A 19788-nucleotide genomic window follows, 5' to 3' on the forward strand; every position below is an offset into this window, starting at 1 on the left:
AACCGTGGGACAGGACACGAGGCGATACATGCGAATGATGGTCTTCTTCGATTTGCCCGTTGTCACCCGCGCTGAGCGCCGCGCTTACACCCAGTTCCGCCGTTTCCTGCTCAGCGAGGGCTACGACATGATCCAGTTCTCGGTCTACGGCCGCATCCTCAATGGCGCGGACGCGCAGGAGAAACACATGAAGCGCCTGGTGGCCAACCTGCCGCCTGACGGCTCAGTACGCGTCCTGACCGTCACAGAGAAACAGTACGCCTCCATGGCACTGCTGGTCGGCATGCCGCTTTTTCAGGAAAAAGCCGTCACGGCCAATCAATTGCTGCTGTTCTGATGGCTTTTGGAAAAACAAACCCGCGCCAAGCCAAGCTTGACGCGGGTTTCAATTGCCTCTGATTGTAGCTATCCGGGGTGAGAGAGGGAGCTACAACGATGCACCAGCAGGCGCTTTTCGTCGTCTTGATTGTAGCTATCCGGGGTGAGAGAGGGAGCTACAACTGCCTTCGTGCCGCATGTCGTGGAACGTCAGATTGTAGCTATCCGGGGTGAGAGAGGGAGCTACAACGGCTTCAACCGGAGCAGCTGCAGCGGCCTTGATTGTAGCTATCCGGGGTGAGAGAGGGAGCTACAACTCTTCACGGTAACAGGCAACCATTGGGATGGATTGTAGCTATCCGGGGTGAGAGAGGGAGCTACAACATCTCGGCAAGCACCGCCGACAGAGGCGAAGATTGTAGCTATCCGGGGTGAGAGAGGGAGCTACAACCACATGCGTCTTGCCCACATTCACACCGCCGATTGTAGCTATCCGGGGTGAGAGAGGGAGCTACAACCTCATTTTCAGTGGAAAGATGAGACGATTTGATTGTAGCTATCCGGGGTGAGAGAGGGAGCTACAACCGTTGTCGTATGCCTTCTTGAGTTCGGTTTCGATTGTAGCTATCCGGGGTGAGAGAGGGAGCTACAACCCACATGAGCGACTACCTCAAGCGCCTCGCGATTGTAGCTATCCGGGGTGAGAGAGGGAGCTACAACGCCGCGAACGGCAACTTCGACAACCGGTCGGATTGTAGCTATCCGGGGTGAGAGAGGGAGCTACAACATCATGGTCGAGGTGCTGGACGACTGCAAGGATTGTAGCTATCCGGGGTGAGAGAGGGAGCTACAACGCGGGTGGTGATGGACTTCATCACTTCTTCGATTGTAGCTATCCGGGGTGAGAGAGGGAGCTACAACCTTCCCGCTGAACACGATGCGATGCCACTCGATTGTAGCTATCCGGGGTGAGAGAGGGAGCTACAACCCTGCCTGTGCAGGGCAAGACGCTGTGTCTGATTGTAGCTATCCGGGGTGAGAGAGGGAGCTACAACACGTTGTCGCGAGAGGATGAACTGCAGGCCGATTGTAGCTATCCGGGGTGAGAGAGGGAGCTACAACCAGTTGCAGCATCGCATCAACCGTGCGACGGATTGTAGCTATCCGGGGTGAGAGAGGGAGCTACAACCGCGGCGGCGTTGACGAGGCGCGGGAGTGTGATTGTAGCTATCCGGGGTGAGAGAGGGAGCTACAACGATGGCGCGCCCGATGTGTTCTATCTCTACGATTGTAGCTATCCGGGGTGAGAGAGGGAGCTACAACGTGCGGATTGCTGGGGGTGGTCAGTTGTCGGATTGTAGCTATCCGGGGTGAGAGAGGGAGCTACAACATTTCGCCGGTTGGTTTGATCACGACGAGCGATTGTAGCTATCCGGGGTGAGAGAGGGAGCTACAACTGCTGGCGCGATGGCTCGTTGCGCGCGCTGGATTGTAGCTATCCGGGGTGAGAGAGGGAGCTACAACAGCGCGCCGGCTGCGTCGTCTGCGATGTAGGATTGTAGCTATCCGGGGTGAGAGAGGGAGCTACAACTCGTGACAGGCTCTCACAACTGGACAGAGCGATTGTAGCTATCCGGGGTGAGAGAGGGAGCTACAACAACAAAACAGAACAGGAATACAGGCGCAGCGATTGTAGCTATCCGGGGTGAGAGAGGGAGCTACAACGCATTTGCTATTCGATGGAGCTGCTGCCGCGATTGTAGCTATCCGGGGTGAGAGAGGGAGCTACAACCAGCTGCAGGAAGGCATCAGCCGCTGCCGTGATTGTAGCTATCCGGGGTGAGAGAGGGAGCTACAACGAGTGCTGCTGAGGCCTGCGCAAAGAAGGGGATTGTAGCTATCCGGGGTGAGAGAGGGAGCTACAACATTGCCGCTGATGGCCTGAACCGCTCTGTCGATTGTAGCTATCCGGGGTGAGAGAGGGAGCTACAACAATCTGGAACGACGCACGCTTGCGCGCCTCGATTGTAGCTATCCGGGGTGAGAGAGGGAGCTACAACCCAGCTCTGCAGGGTGCGCCAACTGTCGCGGATTGTAGCTATCCGGGGTGAGAGAGGGAGCTACAACCCGTTGAGGTAGGTGTCGCGCAGCGCGTCGGGATTGTAGCTATCCGGGGTGAGAGAGGGAGCTACAACGCTGCCGCTGATCTCAAACGTTATGTCTCAGATTGTAGCTATCCGGGGTGAGAGAGGGAGCTACAACTCTCCTGTGAGTGCTTCGCACACATGCCAAGATTGTAGCTATCCGGGGTGAGAGAGGGAGCTACAACGGCACCATCGGCATGGCGCGGCTCGACTACGATTGTAGCTATCCGGGGTGAGAGAGGGAGCTACAACGAGGCGGTCGAGCATCGCGGACGAGATCCAGATTGTAGCTATCCGGGGTGAGAGAGGGAGCTACAACGTCGTCGTCCATCTGCAGGCTGAGGTCGGCGATTGTAGCTATCCGGGGTGAGAGAGGGAGCTACAACCGATTGGATGCCCATGTTGGGTACGCCGCAGATTGTAGCTATCCGGGGTGAGAGAGGGAGCTACAACTGACGCCGCGCGCAGCGTGCCGGCCTGGCCGATTGTAGCTATCCGGGGTGAGAGAGGGAGCTACAACGCTTCCTGAGCAGAGAATGTCTCTGCCGCGGATTGTAGCTATCCGGGGTGAGAGAGGGAGCTACAACGACGCGGCTGATGCGCACGACGGCGTCGAAGATTGTAGCTATCCGGGGTGAGAGAGGGAGCTACAACGACGCGCACGGTCGAATCCGCAGCCGTCAGGATTGTAGCTATCCGGGGTGAGAGAGGGAGCTACAACAAAACCCTAAAATGTAGGGCGGGATGCAGGGGATTCTGACGCCTCACTGCTACCTCAGGGCGCCGGAAAGTGCGCGCGCCAGTGCCGCGCAATATCCACCCGACGCGTGACCCACACGCGGTCGTGCTTCTCGATGTGGTCGAGGAAGTCGATGAGGGCCTTCATGCGCCCCGGGCGGCCGAGCAGGCGGCAGTGCATGCCGATGCTCATCATCTTGGGGGCGTCTTCGCCTTCGGCGTAGAGCACGTCGAAAGTGTCGCGCAGGTAGGTGAAGAAATCGCTGGCCTGCGAGTAGCCTTGTGGCAGGGCGAAGCGCATGTCATTGACGTCGAGCGTGTAGGGCACGATGAGTTGCTGCTCGGTGCTGCCGTCGGTCTTCTGCACGGGCATCCAGAAGGGCAGGTCGTCGCCGTAGTAGTCGCTGTCGTAGAGAAAGCCGCCGTAGTCGGCGACGAGGCGATGGGTGTTGGGCGAATCGCGGCCGGTGTACCAGCCGAGTGCACGTTCGCCGGTGAGGCGCTCGATGATCTCCATGCCGATGCGCAGGTGTTCGCGCTCGGTGGCTTCGTCGATGTGCTGGTAGTGGATCCAGCGCCAGCCGTGGCAGGCGATTTCGTGGCCGAGTTCCTTGAAGGCTGCGGTGAGTTCGGGGTGGCGTTCGAGGGCCATGCTGACGCCGAACACGGTGAGGGGCAGGCCGCGTTTTTCGAACTCGCGCAGGATGCGCCAGACGCCGACGCGCGAGCCGTATTCGTAGATGCCTTCCATGGACATGTGGCGGTCGGGGAAGGCGGGCGGGTTGAAGAGCTCGGAGAGGAACTGTTCGCTGCCGGGGTCGCCGTGCAGTACGGAGTTCTCGCCGCCTTCTTCGTAGTTGAGGACGAACTGGACGGCGATCTTTGCGCGGCCGGGCCAGTTGGCGTGGGGCGGGTTGCGGCCGTAGCCGACGAGATCGCGTGGATAGGCAGATGATTGATCCGTCATGAACCCTCTCCTTGTCGTTTGCAAGCCGGCACGAGCTGCTCGATATCCGCCAGGTCGGGGCTGCTGCATTGCCAGCTGACGAGGCCGGCACGATTGACCGAACCCTGGAGGATCAACGATTCGGCAGGCTTGCCATCCTGTGCGAGTACGACGCGAATCTGCCCACCGGGCTGCACGTAAAGGCTGTAGATCCGCTCGTTGCGGAAGTCCTCGGGCGCTGGCACGCCGGCTTCGCGGTTGTCACGCGGCCAGGCATCGTTGCTCTGGTAGGCCGAGACGATCGCAGCCTTGACCTGCATCGCCGCGACAAAGGCTTCCATCAGGCGCCCGGTCTGCAGGGCACGCTGTCTCTGAGCTGCAGCGAGACTGGCACCGGCGCTGACGGCGTCGTTAAGCGCTGCGGTCTCCTGGCCGACCCTGCCGGCCGCCGCATCGAGCGCGCGAACGCCCTGCTCGACGCCTGCCCCGAGCCGCGCTTCGGCCTCGGCAAGGCGCGCCTTTTCGGCTGCGAGTTTGCTGCGCTCGCCTTGCATCCAGAAACCGGCCGCAACGACCGCCGCGATCACTACCGCAATACCGAGCGTCTTTCCCGAAGCCATTGTCGGCGCTACTCCGTGCAGGCATCCGGCTGGATGCGAAGTCACTATTTTGCGCCAGACTGGAACCAGATGCCGAGCTTCTCGCGCTCCTCGTCCGTCATCTTCGTCACGTTGCCGAGTGGCATGGTTTTCAGCTGCACCGAGCGTTCGTAGATGCGCTGTGCATGCTGCTTGATGCGCTCGGGCGTATCGAGCATCACACCGGCTTGTGCTGTGGGCATCAGCGTGGGCTTCTCGGCATGGCAGCCCGTGCAGCGCGCATCGATGATGGCCTTGACCTCGGTCATTGCAGGCACGGGTTTGCCCGCCGCAATGGGGGCATGTTTCGGCGCGATCCAGACCAGCACCGCGAGGATGATGAAGAGGCCGGTCGCCGGGTACTCGTAGCGGATGATGCCCTTGTGACGCAGGTTGAAGAAGTGACGGATCAGCACCGCGCCCAGCATGATGAGGATCAGCACAGCCCAGGCGTGCGGGTGGCTGTAGGTGCTGGCGTAGTGGTTGCTGATCATCGCGAACAGCACGGGCAGCGTGAGGTAGTTGTTGTGATAGCTGCGCTGCTTGGCGCGCTTGCCCCAGATGGCAGGGACCTCGCCGCCTTCCTTCATCACCGCGACCTGTCGCCGTTGCGCCGGGATGATCCAGAAGAACACGTTGGCGCTCATCGTGGTGGCGATCATCGCGCCGACGTGGATGTATGCGGCGCGGCCGGCGAGGAGGTTGCAGAGCACGTAGCTGACGAGCGCGACAAAGGCGACGTAGATGACGGCGAACAGCAGCTGGCTGCGCTCGATGAGCAGGCGTGCGAGCTGGTCGTACACCACCCAGCCGATCACCAGCGTCGCCAGCCCGATGAGGACGGATTGCCCCGGCGTGATCGACGAGACGGCCGGATCGATCATCCAGGTGGCGGCCTGGAAGTAGTAGAGCACCGAGATGAGCAGGAAGCCGGTGATCCAGGTCGTGTAGCTGGGCCAGAAGAAGAAGTGCAGGTCTTCAGGCAGGTGCTTCGGGGTGTTGGCGTACTTCTGCGGGTTGTAGAAGCCGCCGCCGTGCATGGCCCACAGTTCGCCGCCGACGCCGTCTTCAACGAGCTTGGGGTCTTTAGGCGGCTTGAGGCTGTTGTCGAGCCAGACGAAGTAGAACGAGGCGCCGATCCAGGCGATGCCGACAATGAGGTGCAGCCAGCGCAGCAGCATGCTGGCGGCGTCGATGAGGTAAGACCAATCCATGAGTGACTCCTGACTTCACGGGTGCCTTTTGACGCGGCACCCGCACGACCCGGCTCAATCCGATTTTGTCGTGCGCGTATTTTTTGCGCGGCGAAACCACCAACCCGGCGGCGCTTCGTAGGTGCGGTTTCAACCGCACAAACCCACGTCGCATTCCGATCCATCACCCGGCACGAAGCCGGGATGGCGGGTTAAAACCCGCCCTACAGTGTTCATTCGCGCCATGGGGCGGCGGAACCGCCTGCGGCGTTCCGCCCTACGAGCCCCGGTAGGTGCTGAAGCTCCAGGGCGAGACCAGCAGCGGCACGTGGTAATGCGCGCTGGTGTCGGCGATGCCGAAGTCCAGCGTCACGGTATCGAGGAAGGGCGGGTCGGGCAGTTGCACGCCGCGTGCGCGGAAGTACGCGGCCACCTCGAAGCGCAGCATGTACTTGCCCGGCAGCAGGCTATCGCCCTGCAGCAGGGGCGCGTCGCAACGGCCGTCGGCATTGGTGCAACCGCTGACGAGCGCAGCCGGGTCGTCGACGCGGAACAGCGCGAAGGCCATGCCGGCAGCGGGGCAGCCGTGCGCGGTGTCGAGTACGTGTGTGGTCAGTCTGCCCATGTGTATTTCGCCTGCCTGACGATCAGTTCATCCAAGTATAAGGAGGCTGGCATGGGGATGTGGCGATAAGCAATATCGCCATTCGCTCATGCTGGCCGGAACAGGTTCTCGATGTTGGGCGAATCGCTGCTGTCAGGCTCGAAGGAGAGTTGCGACTGCAGGTGCTCAAGGTGACGCTTCATGAGGCGTCTGGCGGTCTTCACGTCGCGCGCCTGCATGGCTTCAAGCAAGGACTCGTGTTCGTCGCAGCCGCAGCCATGTTCGTGCCGGCCCGCCTCGGTGTCCTGGTAGGTCATGAGGATCAGCGAGGTCCGCGAGACGAGTTCGCGCAGCATCTTCTCCAGCGTGGCGTTGTTGGCACCGGCTGCAATGGCGAGGTGAAACTCGCCGGACAGGCGGATCGCCGCACGACGGTTCTGCGTGCGGCGTGCCTGCTCTTCCTCTCGCAGGATGCGCGCTACGTTCGCCAGATCACGTGCGCTGGCGTTGTCGATGAAGGATTCGAGGATGGGCAGTTCGATGAGGATGCGCGCACCAAATACTTCCTGCGCCTCCTGCGGCGTGGGACAGGCAATGCTGGCGCCACGGTTGTGGTTGAGGACGACAATCTGTTCGGCCGCCAAGCGGATCAGCACCTGCCGGATGCGCGTGCGCGACACGCCGAAGGCGCGACCAAGCTTCTCTTCGCCAAGCCGGGTGCCGGGCGCAAGCCGATGATCCATGACGGCCTCGACGATGCGCTCGTAGATGTCGGCATCGCTGAGCGCGGCTTCGATCACATCGGTCGGCGCGGCAGCGCTCATCCCTTGCTCCGCGAACGGGCGCGGCGCTTGCCCAGCGCGATGAGCCCGAGGGTCACGGCCACGACGACGAAGGAAACAATGGTGGTGACTGTACCCAGCGCGTAGATGACCGGCGTGGTCACCGTGGTGGTGAGGCCCTGCAGTTCAAGTGGCAAGGTGTTGAGGTCACCGATGGCCTGCGAGCTGCGCGCGATTTCGTCCCACGACAGCGTGAAGCCGAACATGCCGACACCAATGACCGATGGCCCGATGAGGGGCAGCACGACGTGCCGGAACGTCTGCCAGGGCGTGGCGCCGAGGTCGCGTGCGGCTTCCTCGTAGGCGGCATTGAATCGATTGAAGACGGCAAACATGATCAGCAGGCCGAAAGGCAGGGTCCAGGTAAGTTGCGCTCCGAGCGCCGAAGTATACAGACCCATCGTGGTACTGAAGCTCTCTGCCATACCTGTCCAGCCGGCCCACTCAAAGAAGGCTTTGAGCCCTGTGTCGAGCAGGCGGAACGAGAGGCCAATGCCCAGCGACACGATGATGGAAGGCATGATGAGACTCGCCACCGTGATGTAGAACAGACTGCCACCGCCCTTGAGCGCCTTGCGGAAGGCCAGGGCTGCAGACACCGCCAGCAGCACCGTGAACAGCGTAACCAGCGCGCCGAGCTTGAGCGAACGCAGGAAGGCCGCGCCGATGTCGATGACGCCGATGCCCTTGAACAGCTCGCTGAACCAGTGCGTGGACCAGCCGCGCATGGGGAAGGTGAGTCCGCCCTCGGGCCCCTGGAAACTGAGCACGAAGATGGTGATCGTCGGGCCGTAGAGGAACAGCAGGAACAGGCCGAAGAAGACGGCCAGCGCATAGAAACCGAAGCTGCGGTTTTCGTTCATTCTGGCCTCCTCACAGTTCCTTGCGGATATCGACGAGCCGCGTGAGGCCCCAGATGATCATGAGAACGACCAGCAGCAGGATCACGGCGTTGGCAGCAGCGAGCGGAAACTGCAGGTAACTCGTCTGCACCTGGATGATCTTGCCGACAGAGGCGATCTGCTGACCGCCCATGACACCGATGGTGACGAAGTCGCCCATCACGATGGTGATGACGAAGATCGACCCGATGATGATGCCGGTGCGCGAGAGCGGGATGATCACGTTCCACAGCGTTTGCCAGGGCGTGGCGCCGGCATCGAGCGCGGCTTCGAGCAGCGAACGGTCGATGCGCATCATCGAATTGAAGATGGGCACGATCATGAACACCGTGAAGAGGTGGATGAAGGCCACCACCACCGAGAACGGCGAGAACAGCAGCCACTCCAGAGGTTGAGAGATGAGGTGGGTGGCCATCAGCCCGTCATTGACGAGGCCATTGCGACCCAGCAGGGGCATCCACGAAATCATGCGGATGACGTTGGACGTCCAGAACGGAATCGTGCAGAGCACGAACAGCGCGGTCTGCATGCCCGGCGTACGCACATGGAAGGCCAGGAAGTAGGCGACCGTGAAGCCGATGAGCAGGGTGAAGAACCAGGTGAGGAAGCAGAACTTGAGCGTCGACAGATAAGTCTTGAAGGTCACGCACAGATCAGGGCCGCTCGCACAGCCTTCGAAGATGGCGACGTAGTTCTTCGGCACGAAGGCCGGGATCAGCTCGTACTCGGTGGCGTCCCAGAAGCTCACCGCAACGATCAGCGCCAAGGGCAGCAGGAAGAACAGCAGGAAGACAAGCGCATAGGGGCCGGCCTGCAGCCAGGCGGGCGCGGCGCGCGAGAAGAGGTTTTTGATAGCTGCGCTCATCGGGATTCGCCGTCATTCAGGTGGGGTTCCCCTCTCCCGCAAGCGGGAGAGGGTGGCGCGACGCGCCGGGAGAGGGGAGTCAAGCCGCGGCAACCGGCCCTCTCCCCCAACCCCTCTCCCGCAAGCGGGAGAGGGGCGCCTGAACAGGCCGCTTACGCGGCAACAAACTCATTCCACTTGCGGACCATGTACTCGTTCTCGTCCATCACAGCGTTCCAGCAGGCGATGCCGCCCATGCGCTGTTCGTACGAGCCGCCGTCACGCACGGCACCAACCTTGGCGAGCACATCGCCGTTGGGCGACTTGATGTCCTGCGTCGCAGCCTTGCCTTCCATCCAGTAGGCCCACTCGTAGGCTTCCATCTTGGCCTTGGCGGTCTCCAGTACGGCGCTGTAGTAGCCCTGACGATTGAGGTAGGCACCCGCCCAGCCATCGAGGAACCAGTTGATGAACTCGTACACGGCGTCGGCCTTCTTGCCCGACACAGTCTTGGGCACACCGAAACCGGCCGCCCAGGCGCGATAACCTTCCTTGAGCGGCTGGAAGGTACAGGCGATGCCCTTGGTGCGCACGGCAGTTACGGCGGGCGACCACATCGACTGGATCACCACTTCGCCGGAGGCCATGAGGTTGACCGACTCGTTGAAGTCTTTCCACAGCGCGCGGAACTGGCCGGCCTTCTTGGCTTCGATGAGGGTCTTGATCGTCAGGTCGATCTCGGCCTTGGTCATGTTGCCCTTGTCCTTGTACTTGTGGATGCCCATGGCTTCCACGACCATCGCGGCATCCATGATGCCGATCGAGGGGATGTTGAGGATCGCGGCCTTGCCCTTGAACTCGGGGTTGAGCAGCTCTTTCCACGAGTCGATGGGGCGCTTGATGAGGTCGGGGCGGATGCCCAGCGTGTCGGCGTTGTAGACGGTGGGAATCAGCGTCATGAACTGCGTGGGCGTGGCCGAGAACTTCTTGGAGGTGGCGCCTTCGAGGTACATCACCTTCTTCGGTGCCGTGCCCTGGTCACCGACCTTCTTGCCGGCGACTTCGCCCTTGGTGAAGAGGGTCGTGATCTTGTCGGCGTTCTTGATGCGCTTGACGTCGATGCCCAGCAGGTTGCCGGTCGGCACGATCTTCTTGAGCGAGAAGTACTCGGTGTCGATGAGGTCGAAGCTGTTCGGTGCCGTCACCGCGCGCTTGGTCACTTCGTCCGTCGTCACCGGGATGTACTGGATCTCGATGCCGGTGTCGGCCTTGAATTTGTCGGCAATCGCCTTGTCCTGGTTCACCGCCGTGCCGAGGTAGCGCAGCACCAGCTTCTCCTGCGCGTGGATGGCGGGAAACATGCCGCTGGCGAGGATCGCGGCCGTGCCCTTGAGCACATTGCGTCGCATGTTGCTGGTGTCGCTCGCCGCGTCTTGCGGCACAGCGGACTGTGTCTTGCCGGATTCATTCTCTGCCATCGTCATCTCCATCGAAAAGTGAGCGCAAAAGCCGACTGCACGCCGGCGGGAAGAAAGTCGCGGGATCAGGCCAGCCTGTGTGCGTCGCCGGCCTGCCAGGAAACCCAGGTGGTCTCGCCGGGCTGCCAGGGCGCGGCGTAGAAGTCCGCTTCGGAGACCATCGCGGAAAACTCGCTGATGGCCTCGTGCTGCAGTTCGACGAGCACGTAGGTCCCCTGGTACTCGACCGCTGCCACGCGCGCCTCGATGGCGCCGCCTGCGGGCTCACGCAACAAGCGCATGCGGTCGGCGCGCACCGAAATCCTGTCCTCGCCCTGATCGAGCACGTTGTGGCCACCCATGAAGCGCGCGACGAACTCGGTCGCCGGCGCGTTGAAGACTTCGTGCGGCGTGGCGACCTGTTCGATCTTGCCGGCGTTCATGACCACCACCTGGTCGGCCAGCGCCATCGCCTCTTCCTGCGAATGGGTGACGTGCACGAAGGTGAAGCCCAGCTCGGACTGCCAGCGCTTGAGCTCGGCACGCATACGGATGCGCAGGAATGGGTCGAGCGCTGACAGCGGCTCATCGAGCAGCAGCACTTTCGGTTCGGTGATCAATGCACGGGCGAGGGCCACGCGCTGTTGTTGCCCGCCAGACAGTTCGGCCGGCTTGCGGTGGGCGTACTGGCCCATGGCGACACGTTCCAGCAGCTGCTGGGCACGCGTGTGACGGTCTGCCTTGGCAACGCCTTTCATCTTCAGGCTGAACGCCACATTGTCGAGCACCGTGAGGTGCGGAAACAGCGCGTAGCTCTGGAACATCATCGCCGTGCCGCGATCAGCCGCCGGCAGCACGGTGATGTTGCGGCCGCCCAGCAGGATGTCGCCATCGCTGGCCGTCTCGTGCCCGGCAATCATGCGCAGGGTGGATGTCTTGCCGCAGCCCGAGGGGCCAAGCAGGCAACAGTAGCTGCCAGACGGAATGCGCAGGTCGATGGCGTCGACGGCACTCACCTGTCCATAGCGTTTGCTGACCTTGATGAGTTCGAGATCGGATTGCTTGCCGGACATGGGTGGCTCCTCTGCCGTGACGACCGGGCCGACGCTGGCACACGGTCGCGACCCGCCCGTTGCAGGTCTGCCCGGAGACCTAGCACGCGACATGCCAAGCACGGTCAAGTGCGGTTTACGCGCCAGACACCCCTTGCCTACCCTGTTTTGTATGCAAAAACCGTTTTCAAATGCACGCAATCAGTGCTGCGCGCGCTGTCCCGGTGCATGAAAAACGCCCCCGCCCTGCAAGGGTCGGGGGCGCCGTGGCACCGGAAGGAACCGGAAGGCTCAGAACGCGTAGGCCATGCCGACTCCGATGACACGCTGCTTCTGCCCGGCGCGGCCGTCACCGTAGAAGTGCTCTGTCGCCGCGGCCTTGTTCTTGAGCCAGATGAGATTGGCGTTGAGGCTCAACGCAGTGTCGATGGCGTAGACGGCGCGCAGACGGACGTAGTAGGTGTCGTCCGGGCTCTTCTTCTTGTCACGCTTGACGTAGTCGAGCGACAGCACCAGCGGTTGGGTGACGGTGTAGTCCACGCCCACATCGTAGGAAGAGGCATTCGAGGGAATGCTCGGCTGATGTGCCACGGCGTAAGCAGCACGTGCTTTCACGACGCCGAAGTTGTAACTGGCACCGAACAGGGACAGGCGATTGGTCTTGTCGCCCAGCGAATCGATATTGGCATGGTAGCTGGCCATGGCGTTGAAACCGCCGATGCCGTAGGTCAGCTTGCCGGCGTACATGTTGGAGCCATCGGTGCTCGAACTGGCTTCGCCAGCACCGTACATCACGCTGGCCTGCGCGCCGCCGAAGCTCGGCGTGTAGTACTTGACCGAGTTGTCGTAGAGATTGCTGACATCACCAAACTCGGAGAAGCGGAACATGGCGTAACCGCCGCAGACGATGTAACCGCAGACGGAGTCATCGTTGAGGTTCCACTGGCGACCGGCGCTGACGGTACCGAACTTGCCCTTGAGGCCCAGCACCGTACCGCGATTGAACAGGCGGCTGGCGGTGGTCTCGCCGGTGTCGGCACGCAGGCCGGCCTCGATGCCGAAGAAGGCCTGCACGTCAGCATTGACGTCGTGCGTGCCCTTGAAACCAAGGCGTGAGGCGCTCTGTGCGCTGTTGTCGACGTAAGTCTTGGCGAAAGACTTTCCCGAGGTCGAGTTGTAGACGTCGCTCGCATTGACGACGTCAATGCCCACGATGCCGTAGACGGTGTATTTCAGTTTGGGATCTTCGGCGTGAGCGAAAGTGCTGGCCAGTGCACAGACGGTTGCCAGGGTGAGTGTCTTGATACGCATGATTTCTCCGATAAGTCGTCAGTGAAGAGTGCAGGCGGTGGCGCGGAATGCACCTCGCCCGTCGGGGATGACACGCTCTGTGGCGTGATCGGACTGCAAGGAATCCAGACATGGCTGCGCCCGGCGCGAGCTGATCGCACCGTGCCTCAAATGCCATGTGAGTTCATGAACGGGACTGTGAAGCGCGAGAGCCGGGAGCGCGCACGAGCTGACGGGGCAGATCTGGCAGACGGGTTGCCCTGTCCGCGGTCCGATATCACGCTGAGTCATGCCGACACTCCATGCTGCTGAGACTGGAGACGCTCTCTGCTTTCATCGCAGAGCGTCGCTGAGAGGCATTATTCCCGCAGCGGGATTTCCGCTCCTTGAGTCAAATGACGTATTGCCAGTGGCCCGACGGACTGCTTGAGCGCGGCAACATACGCCGGCATCGAAAGGCGATATAACGGAAGCTCGCTTGCCGAGTTGCGAGCAGCTTTCTAAGCTCGAAACCGTGAACTCCCGACAACCCGACAAGACCCGTACCGTCAGGACAATGACAACGCTGACCACAACAAGCCTCTCTGCTCTCTCGCAGGACGAGTTCGTGCAGGCCATGGAAGGAATCTTCGAGCACTCGCCCTGGGTCGCTGAACGCGCCTGGACGCTACGACCGTTTGCGAGTCGTGAGGCCTTGCTCGAAGCCCTGTGCAGCACCATGCTGTCTGCCACGCATGATGAGCAGCTGGCATTGATTCGTGCGCACCCCGAGCTGGCGGGCAAGGCTGCGGTGCGCGGGGAGCTCACCGCAGAGTCGACGCGCGAACAGGCTGGTGCGCGGCTCGACGCCTGCTCACCGGAAGAGTTCGCACGCCTGCAGACACTCAACAGTGCTTATGGCGAGAAGTTCGGCTTCCCCTTCATCCTCGCCGTTCGCGGCTACGATCGCGCACAGATCATCCAGCGCTTTGCAGAGCGACTGGAGAACAGCGTGGAAAACGAGTTCAGCGAAGCCTTGCAGCAGATCACGCGTATTGCGCGACTGCGCATGGAAGAGCGGGTGGCGGACTGGTGACGGAAGTCCGCTCTACTACGTCATTCCCGCGCAGGCGGGAATCCAGTGTCTTTCCGTGCGTATCAAACGACGCTGGATTCCCGCCTGCGCGGGAATGAGGGTCTATTGATCAGCGATGTGACTCACACCGCCATCGGCATGCCGTGCAGACGCACCGGCATCACCGGCGTGGCATGCGTGGGCTTGCTGGCATAGGCGCGCGACACCGACACGATCTGCTCACGGAACCAGCGCGCTTCTTCTGCGTGGTGCGTACGGTCGTGCCACAGCAGGTAGAAGTTCATCGGCGGAAAGTCGATCGGCGAACGCGTGATGGCCAGCGGCAGCAGGCGTGCATAGTGTTCGGCGAGCATGCGCGGGCTGGTGAAGATCATGTCCGATTCCAGCAGCATGTAGGGCGCGAGGTTGAAGTAAGGCACCCAGGCCACGATGTTGCGTTTGAGGCGCTCGCGCGCAAGGTGCATGTCGATGACGCCGCGACGACCGACCGAGTACGGCGTTGGCGCAACATGCTCGGCGTCGAGGTAGTGCTTGATCGTCATGGGCCGCGTCGACAGCGGATGATCAGCGCGCATCAGGCACACGACCTCGTCATCGAACAGGGGCGAAATGCGCAGCTGCTCGGGGGGCTGCGGCCAGTTCCCGATGACCACGTCGAGGTCGCCGTCTTCGAGTGCTGTCGTGAAGTCCTGGTCCGGCCCCAGGGAGTGAAAGATCACCTGCGAGCACGGCGCGATGCGCCGCATGCGGGCGACGATGCGACCCAGCAGCGCAGCGTTGAGATAGTCAGGCGTGGCGATGTTGAACACGCGCCGCGTCGTCGCCGGGTCGAAGCGCGACTGGTGTACGACGATGCTCTCGATATTGCTCAGCGCGAGCTTGACGGGCTCCAGCAGGGTTGCGCCACGTTCGGTCGGCGTCATGCCGTTCTTGCTGCGCACGAGCAGCGGGTCACCCGTGAGTTCGCGCAGTCGGCGCAGTGCGGTGCTCACTGCAGGCTGCGACTGGTTGAGGCGGCGCGCCGCTTTGGACACGCTGCATTCGACAAGCAAGGCGTGCAGAACGCGCAGCAGGTGGACATCCACCGATTCCCAATTGGCCGTGTGCGACATGCTGGATCCTCCCGTTCGAAGCTGACCGCAACCGCCGGCGCATGCCGGTCAGTGCAACGTAACGGGCGCAGCAGCCCGGCGTCAGCGTGATTGACGCAAGGCTTCAAGCAAGGTGTGTTCCCGCCCGGCAGGCGCCGGGATGTCAGCCTTGGCGCGGGAGGCGTGCTTCGAGTCGATCCAGCCGCGCGGCAAGGGCGCGGTTGCCTTCGGCAAGGCTATCCAGCTCGGATCGGGTGACGGCGGGGGCCACACCTTCGGCAAGGTATTCGCGCAGGTTGGCGCCGAGACGCTGTGCGCCATCCTGGAGCGTTGCAAAGGCTTTGCCTGCCCCTTGCTCGACCCGGTTGGCAAGCACACGCCCCAGCACGGGGCTCAGGGCAGCGCCAAGGTCGGGACGCAAGTGGCGGATCAGGCGGGCCAGGGCGTCAGCAAGGCCGGCATCACCACTCAGCTGGGCGCGGGCCACGAGCGCATCGGGCCCGCCCGACAGCAGCTGCGGCAAGGCCTCGGCAGGCACGCTGATGCAAACGGCCGGTTCGACACCGTCGGCCAGCGGCACCAGCAAGCCGTCGTCTGCAATACGGAAGCGCAATGCGGCGGGGCCGATTTTCAGTTCGGCCCCTTTGCCCGCATGGCCCTGCAGCAGCAGACGCGCCCAGCTCTCAGCCCGGATCAGGCGGTTGAGCGGCTGCAAGAGCAGCTCTTGCAACATCCTCAGGCGACCTGCTGGATGCCAGCCAGCGTCCAGCCGCGGCTGCCGTCACGCGGCTTGGTGAGGTGCCAGACTTCGTCGAACTGGGTCGGGGAGGCATCCTTCTCTTCGCGCAGCAGACCGAAGAAGCGCACGCTGACGACGTAACGATTGCCCTCTTCGGCAACTTCGAGCACTTCGGCATCGAGGTTCACCACGTCGGTTTTCTGCGAGGCGCCACGGCGCGAGTCGATGTCCATCTTGATCTCGGCAAACATCTCGGGCGTCGTGAACTCACGGATGTCGTCGAGGTTGCCGGCATCGTTGGCAGCCTGCAGGCGAATGAAGTTCACCTTGGCCTGACGCGAAAAGCCTGCCACATCGAAGTCAGCCGGAATGTTGGCAACCGGAGCCGACGAACCATATGACGAATCTTGTGACGAACCATAGGCCTGCTGCGATTCAAAATGCGCCGGGCCTTGCTGCCAGCCCGGACCAGCCGCGGTGGCGGGCTGCGGCGAGCGCGCAGCCATGAAGCGACGGATCAGGGCGAAAGCAACCACGGCCACGAGAATCATGAGCAGCACCGAGCCGAACTCGGCGCCCAGGCCCAGGTGCGAAGCCAGTGCGGCCAGACCCAGACCCGCAGCCAGACCGGCAAGGGGGCCAGCCCATTTGCGCCAGCCGCTGGGCTGCGCAGCCGGTGTGGGGGCGGGGGTTGCCGGACGCTGCGCCGAGGCGGGTGGCATGGTGGCCTGACGTTGCGGCATCGTGCGCTGCATGCCGACCGAGCCACCACCACCCAAGCGCTTGGCTTCAGCCTGTTCGACCGACAGGCCCAGCGCGGCGACCAGAACGAACAATGACAGGGCAAACCGTTTGAACATGCTCTTCTCTCCAGAGGGGGAAATGGCTCGCGCACTTCGCGCGGCAACAGCGTCTTAGATGGGGAGGATCCGGGAAGGTTCAAGGTTATCGCAGCCTTTGTGGAAGGCTGACGGGAACCTTTTCCGGACAAGGCTGCCAATGAGAATCAGTTGCGTTTAGCGCAATGCCACATTAGCATGCGCCCAAGTCCTGGTCTCAAACCTGATCCCACTCGTCCCCGGAAATTCCACCATGAAGAACACCTTTCTGCTCGCCCTCTGCGCCGTGAGCCTGTCCGCCCAGGCTGCCGACACGGAGCTGAATCTCTACTCGGCCCGCCACTATCAGACGGACGAAGCCCTCTACACCAACTTCGAGAAAGCTACGGGCATCAAGATCCGCCGCATCGACGGCACCGAAGCCGCCCTGCTCGAACGTATCAAGAGCGAAGGCGCCAACAGCCCCGCCGACGTGCTGATCACCGTTGATGCCGCGCGTCTCGCCGAAGCCGACGCCGCCGGCCTGTTCGCCCCCGTGAAGTCGCAGATCCTCGAGTCGCGCATCCCTGCCAACCTGCGCACCAACGACTGGTTCGCCTTCTCGACGCGTGCCCGCGTGATCGTCTACAACAAGCTCAACGTCAAGGCGGCGGACGTGCAGACCTATGAGTCGCTGGCTGCCCCCGGCCTGAAGGGCCAGGTTTGCATGCGCTCCGGCATGCACGCCTACAACCTGTCGCTGGGCGCCTCGCTCATCAATCACATTGGCGAAGCGAAGACTGAAGAATGGGCGCGCGGCCTGGCGGCCAACTTCGCGCGCAACCCCGTCGGTGGCGATCTGGACCAGATCAAGGCCGTGGCCGCCGGTGAATGCGGCGTCGCTGTCGTCAACACTTACTACTTCGCACGCGTGATGCGTTCCAGCAAGCCTGAAGACCGCGCCATCGCCGAAGCAGTCGGCGTCGTGTGGCCCAACCAGAAGAGCACCGGCACGCACATCAACATCTCGGGCGGCGGCATGCTCAAGAACGCGCCGCACAAGGAGGCTGCCGTGAAGTTCCTTGAGTACCTCGCCTCTGACGAAGCGCAGGTCTACTTTGCTGACGGCAATAATGAATGGCCCGTCGTGCCCAGCGTCAAGGTGAAGAACCCTGCCCTCGAACGTCTCGGCCCCTTCAAGGCCGACGCGCAACCCATCGGCGACATCTCCAAGTCGGCCATCAAGGCGCAGATGGTCTACAACCGCGCCGGCTGGCGCTGAGCAAAGCTGTCTCGTAAGACAGGGAACCCCGCTTCGGCGGGGTTTTTCATGAGCGCGCGAAGGTTCAGCGGCCCTTCGCAATCCGCCAGGAAAGCACGATCACCGGCAGCAGGCCAACAGCCACGATAGTCAGCGCCGCAGTCGAAGCCTCGGCGAGTCGTTCGTCCGCCGTCAGCGTGTAGACCTGGGTCGCCAGGGTATCGAAGTCGAAGGGGCGCATGACCAGCGTTGCCGGCAGCTCCTTCATGACATCGACAAACACCAGCAACGCCGCCGTGAGCAGGCTGCCGCGCAACAAGGGCCAGTGCACGCGACGCAGCACTTCACTCTGCGAACTGCCCAGGCTTTGTGCCGCCTCGTCCATGGCGGGGCGGATGCGCGCCAGCCCTGACTCCACGGAGCCCAGTGCAACCGTGAGATAGCGCACCAGGTAGGCATAGACGAGCGCCGTGATGCCGCCCGTCAGCAACAGGCCCGGGCGATGGCCGCTGAGCAACTCAACCAACGAGGCCAGCGCCAGATCGACACGCGCAACCGGAATGAGGATGCCGACAGCGATCACCGAACCGGGCACGGCATAACCAAGCGCCACGATGCGATTGAGCAAGGCCGGCAGGCGCGCGCTGCTCTTGCGTACGGCATACCCCAGCACAACGGCCAGCAGCACTGCGCACACTGCCGTCACCGCAGCGAGGATCGCGCTGTTGCCGACCAGTTCGAAGTAGCGGCTGCCGAACTGCGCATCACCCTCGCTGAAAGCCATGCGCAACAACAAGCCGGCCGGCAACAGGAAACCCAGCGTCAGCGGCACTGCACAGGCCAGCATGGCGAGCCAGGCACGCACGCCGTGCAGCGCCACGCGACGCTTTGCTCCGCCTCGCTGACCGCCGCCGAAACGCGCACGGCCGCGCGTCAGGCGCTCGGCGGCAAGCACCAGTGCCACCACGCCCAGCAAAGCCGCCGACAACTGCGCGGCCGCGATGCGGTCGCCCAGCGAGAACCACGCGAGGTAGATGCCGGTGGTAAAGGTCTGCACACCAAAGTAGGAGACGGTACCGAAATCGGCCAGCGTCTCCATCAGCGCCAGCGATACACCCGCCACGATGGCCGGCCGCGCCAGCGGCAGCGAAACGCGCCAGAACGCGCCCCAGGCCCCTTGCCCCAGCGAGCGCGCCGCATCGAGCACGTTGCCGGCACGTTCCAGGAAAGCCGTGCGCGCCAGCATGTAAACGTAGGGGTAGAGCACGCACGCAAACATCAGGCAGGCCCCGCCCAGCGAGCGCACATTCGGGAACCAGTACTGCCCGGCCTTGAGGTGGAAAGCTGCGCGGATGCCGCTCTGCACGGGTCCGACGAACTGCAGCAGATCGGTATAGACGTAAGCCATCACATAGGCCGGCATCGCCAGCGGCAGCACCAGCGCCCACTCGAAGATGCGTCTGCCGGGGAAGTCCAGCATGCTCACCAGCCACGCGCAGCCCACACCCATGATGCCGACGCCCAGGGCAACGAACACCACCAGCACCAGCGTGTTGCCGAGCAGCTCGGGCAGCACGGTGGAAGCGAGATGCGCCCAGATGCCGCCGGTATCACCCGCCAGCACGCTGCCCGCCACCACCAACACGGGAACGGCGAGCACGACAGCGATGACGGCGGCCAGCACCGTCAAGGAACGCACGCGCGGCAATCGCGGCAGGTAAGCGGGCGGAGGCAGGGACGAAGATTCAGCTTGCAAGACAGGGGCTCGGTGACGTTGCGCGACGCCGGGCTGTCACCCGTGCATCGCTGACGGCTACAATGATAACCATTCTCAAC

17 protein-coding genes and 1 CRISPR repeat array are annotated in these 19788 nt (G+C 62.7%); of the genes, 3 read left to right on the plus strand and 14 right to left on the minus strand.

The genetic code is table 11. The annotated features are described in order from the left end of the window. Positions 1-28: 28 nt before the first annotated feature. Entirely contained in the window at positions 29-337 is a 309-nt protein-coding gene (gene cas2, locus ABEA02_RS10250; RefSeq protein WP_345532837.1) for a CRISPR-associated endonuclease Cas2, read from the plus strand. Between the two features lie 60 nt (positions 338-397). Continuing rightward, a CRISPR array of direct repeats spans positions 398-3183; the repeat unit is 37 nt; unit sequence GATTGTAGCTATCCGGGGTGAGAGAGGGAGCTACAAC. Positions 3184-3237: 54 nt separating this feature from the next. Here cas2 and puuE read toward each other — a convergent pair. The 10 genes from puuE to ABEA02_RS10300 all read right to left on the minus strand — a co-directional run bounded on the left by puuE (position 3238) and on the right by ABEA02_RS10300 (position 12989). Further along, positions 3238-4167, minus strand: coding sequence for an allantoinase PuuE (gene puuE / locus ABEA02_RS10255; RefSeq protein WP_345532838.1), 930 nt, complete (start codon positions 4165-4167; stop codon positions 3238-3240). Further along, entirely contained in the window at positions 4164-4766 is a 603-nt protein-coding gene (locus tag ABEA02_RS10260; RefSeq protein WP_345532839.1) for a pilin, read from the minus strand. The genes puuE and ABEA02_RS10260 overlap by 4 nt, the downstream gene beginning before the upstream one ends. A 44-nt stretch (positions 4767-4810) precedes the next feature. Further along, positions 4811-5998, minus strand: a complete 1188-nt coding sequence (locus tag ABEA02_RS10265) for a urate hydroxylase PuuD (RefSeq protein ID WP_345532840.1) — start codon at positions 5996-5998, stop codon at positions 4811-4813. 256 nt (positions 5999-6254) lie between these two features. Beyond that, a complete protein-coding gene (gene uraH / locus ABEA02_RS10270) occupies positions 6255-6602 on the minus strand; it encodes a hydroxyisourate hydrolase (RefSeq protein ID WP_345532841.1) in 348 nt (115 codons plus the stop codon). 86 nt (positions 6603-6688) lie between these two features. Beyond that, positions 6689-7405 carry a GntR family transcriptional regulator gene (locus ABEA02_RS10275; protein WP_345532842.1) on the minus strand — a complete coding sequence of 239 codons (717 nt, stop codon included), beginning with the start codon at positions 7403-7405 and terminating at the stop codon, positions 6689-6691. Beyond that, positions 7402-8286 (minus strand): ABC transporter permease, encoded by an 885-nt coding sequence (locus tag ABEA02_RS10280; RefSeq protein ID WP_345532843.1) that lies wholly within the window; start codon positions 8284-8286, stop codon positions 7402-7404. Before ABEA02_RS10280 ends, ABEA02_RS10275 begins: the two co-directional genes overlap by 4 nt. A 10-nt stretch (positions 8287-8296) precedes the next feature. Next, the gene (locus ABEA02_RS10285) at positions 8297-9190 is read right to left on the minus strand and encodes an ABC transporter permease (RefSeq protein WP_345532844.1); all 894 of its coding nucleotides are present in this window, start codon (positions 9188-9190) and stop codon (positions 8297-8299) included. Between the two features lie 152 nt (positions 9191-9342). Continuing rightward, on the minus strand, positions 9343-10647 hold the full coding sequence (locus ABEA02_RS10290) for an ABC transporter substrate-binding protein (protein WP_345532845.1): 1305 nt from the start codon (positions 10645-10647) through the stop codon (positions 9343-9345). Between the two features lie 65 nt (positions 10648-10712). Beyond that, positions 10713-11699, minus strand: coding sequence for an ABC transporter ATP-binding protein (locus ABEA02_RS10295; RefSeq protein ID WP_345532846.1), 987 nt, complete (start codon positions 11697-11699; stop codon positions 10713-10715). Positions 11700-11969: 270 nt separating this feature from the next. Next, entirely contained in the window at positions 11970-12989 is a 1020-nt protein-coding gene (locus ABEA02_RS10300) for a porin (RefSeq protein ID WP_345532847.1), read from the minus strand. A gap of 493 nt (positions 12990-13482) precedes the next feature. Here ABEA02_RS10300 and uraD point away from each other — a divergent pair, with 493 nt between their 5' ends. Further along, positions 13483-14043 (plus strand): 2-oxo-4-hydroxy-4-carboxy-5-ureidoimidazoline decarboxylase, encoded by a 561-nt coding sequence (gene uraD / locus ABEA02_RS10305; RefSeq protein WP_345532848.1) that lies wholly within the window; start codon positions 13483-13485, stop codon positions 14041-14043. Positions 14044-14165: 122 nt separating this feature from the next. Here uraD and ABEA02_RS10310 read toward each other — a convergent pair whose 3' ends face one another. From ABEA02_RS10310 to ABEA02_RS10320, 3 genes are all read right to left on the minus strand, one after another. Next, the gene (locus tag ABEA02_RS10310) at positions 14166-15155 is read right to left on the minus strand and encodes a LysR substrate-binding domain-containing protein (protein WP_345532849.1); all 990 of its coding nucleotides are present in this window, start codon (positions 15153-15155) and stop codon (positions 14166-14168) included. A 142-nt stretch (positions 15156-15297) separates the two neighbouring features. After that, positions 15298-15867, minus strand: a complete 570-nt coding sequence (locus tag ABEA02_RS10315) for a ubiquinone biosynthesis accessory factor UbiJ (RefSeq protein ID WP_345532850.1) — start codon at positions 15865-15867, stop codon at positions 15298-15300. Positions 15868-15869: 2 nt separating this feature from the next. After that, the gene (locus tag ABEA02_RS10320) at positions 15870-16733 is read right to left on the minus strand and encodes a Tim44 domain-containing protein (protein ID WP_345532851.1); all 864 of its coding nucleotides are present in this window, start codon (positions 16731-16733) and stop codon (positions 15870-15872) included. A gap of 232 nt (positions 16734-16965) precedes the next feature. Between ABEA02_RS10320 and ABEA02_RS10325 the strand changes: the two genes are divergently transcribed. Further along, positions 16966-17973 (plus strand): extracellular solute-binding protein, encoded by a 1008-nt coding sequence (locus tag ABEA02_RS10325; protein WP_345532852.1) that lies wholly within the window; start codon positions 16966-16968, stop codon positions 17971-17973. A gap of 64 nt (positions 17974-18037) precedes the next feature. On the opposite strand, the gene ABEA02_RS10330 is transcribed toward ABEA02_RS10325, so the two are convergent. Continuing rightward, positions 18038-19651: an ABC transporter permease gene (locus ABEA02_RS10330; RefSeq protein WP_345532854.1), complete on the minus strand. Its 1614-nt coding sequence runs from the start codon at positions 19649-19651 to the stop codon at positions 18038-18040. Positions 19652-19788: the final 137 nt, after the last annotated feature.

Source organism: Viridibacterium curvum (assembly GCF_039544165.1).
GTDB classification, from domain to species: Bacteria; Pseudomonadota; Gammaproteobacteria; order Burkholderiales; family Rhodocyclaceae; genus Viridibacterium; species Viridibacterium curvum.

Bases quoted from the DNA above. Each gene is read 5' to 3' on its own strand.
- ABEA02_RS10300 (WP_345532847.1), bottom strand. From the start codon at position 12,989: ATGCGTATCAAGACACTCACCCTGGCAACCGTCTGTGCACTGGCCAGC.
- ABEA02_RS10285 (WP_345532844.1), bottom strand. From the start codon at position 9,190: ATGAGCGCAGCTATCAAAAACCTCTTCTCGCGCGCCGCGCCCGCCTGG.
- ABEA02_RS10265 (WP_345532840.1), bottom strand. From the start codon at position 5,998: ATGGATTGGTCTTACCTCATCGACGCCGCCAGCATGCTGCTGCGCTGG.
- puuE (WP_345532838.1), bottom strand. From the start codon at position 4,167: ATGACGGATCAATCATCTGCCTATCCACGCGATCTCGTCGGCTACGGC.
- uraH (WP_345532841.1), bottom strand. From the start codon at position 6,602: ATGGGCAGACTGACCACACACGTACTCGACACCGCGCACGGCTGCCCC.
- ABEA02_RS10315 (WP_345532850.1), bottom strand. From the start codon at position 15,867: ATGTTGCAAGAGCTGCTCTTGCAGCCGCTCAACCGCCTGATCCGGGCT.
- ABEA02_RS10325 (WP_345532852.1), top strand. From the start codon at position 16,966: ATGAAGAACACCTTTCTGCTCGCCCTCTGCGCCGTGAGCCTGTCCGCC.
- ABEA02_RS10295 (WP_345532846.1), bottom strand. From the start codon at position 11,699: ATGTCCGGCAAGCAATCCGATCTCGAACTCATCAAGGTCAGCAAACGC.
- cas2 (WP_345532837.1), top strand. From the start codon at position 29: ATGCGAATGATGGTCTTCTTCGATTTGCCCGTTGTCACCCGCGCTGAG.
- ABEA02_RS10320 (WP_345532851.1), bottom strand. From the start codon at position 16,733: ATGTTCAAACGGTTTGCCCTGTCATTGTTCGTTCTGGTCGCCGCGCTG.
- ABEA02_RS10310 (WP_345532849.1), bottom strand. From the start codon at position 15,155: ATGTCGCACACGGCCAATTGGGAATCGGTGGATGTCCACCTGCTGCGC.
- ABEA02_RS10275 (WP_345532842.1), bottom strand. From the start codon at position 7,405: ATGAGCGCTGCCGCGCCGACCGATGTGATCGAAGCCGCGCTCAGCGAT.
- ABEA02_RS10280 (WP_345532843.1), bottom strand. From the start codon at position 8,286: ATGAACGAAAACCGCAGCTTCGGTTTCTATGCGCTGGCCGTCTTCTTC.
- ABEA02_RS10290 (WP_345532845.1), bottom strand. From the start codon at position 10,647: ATGGCAGAGAATGAATCCGGCAAGACACAGTCCGCTGTGCCGCAAGAC.
- ABEA02_RS10260 (WP_345532839.1), bottom strand. From the start codon at position 4,766: ATGGCTTCGGGAAAGACGCTCGGTATTGCGGTAGTGATCGCGGCGGTC.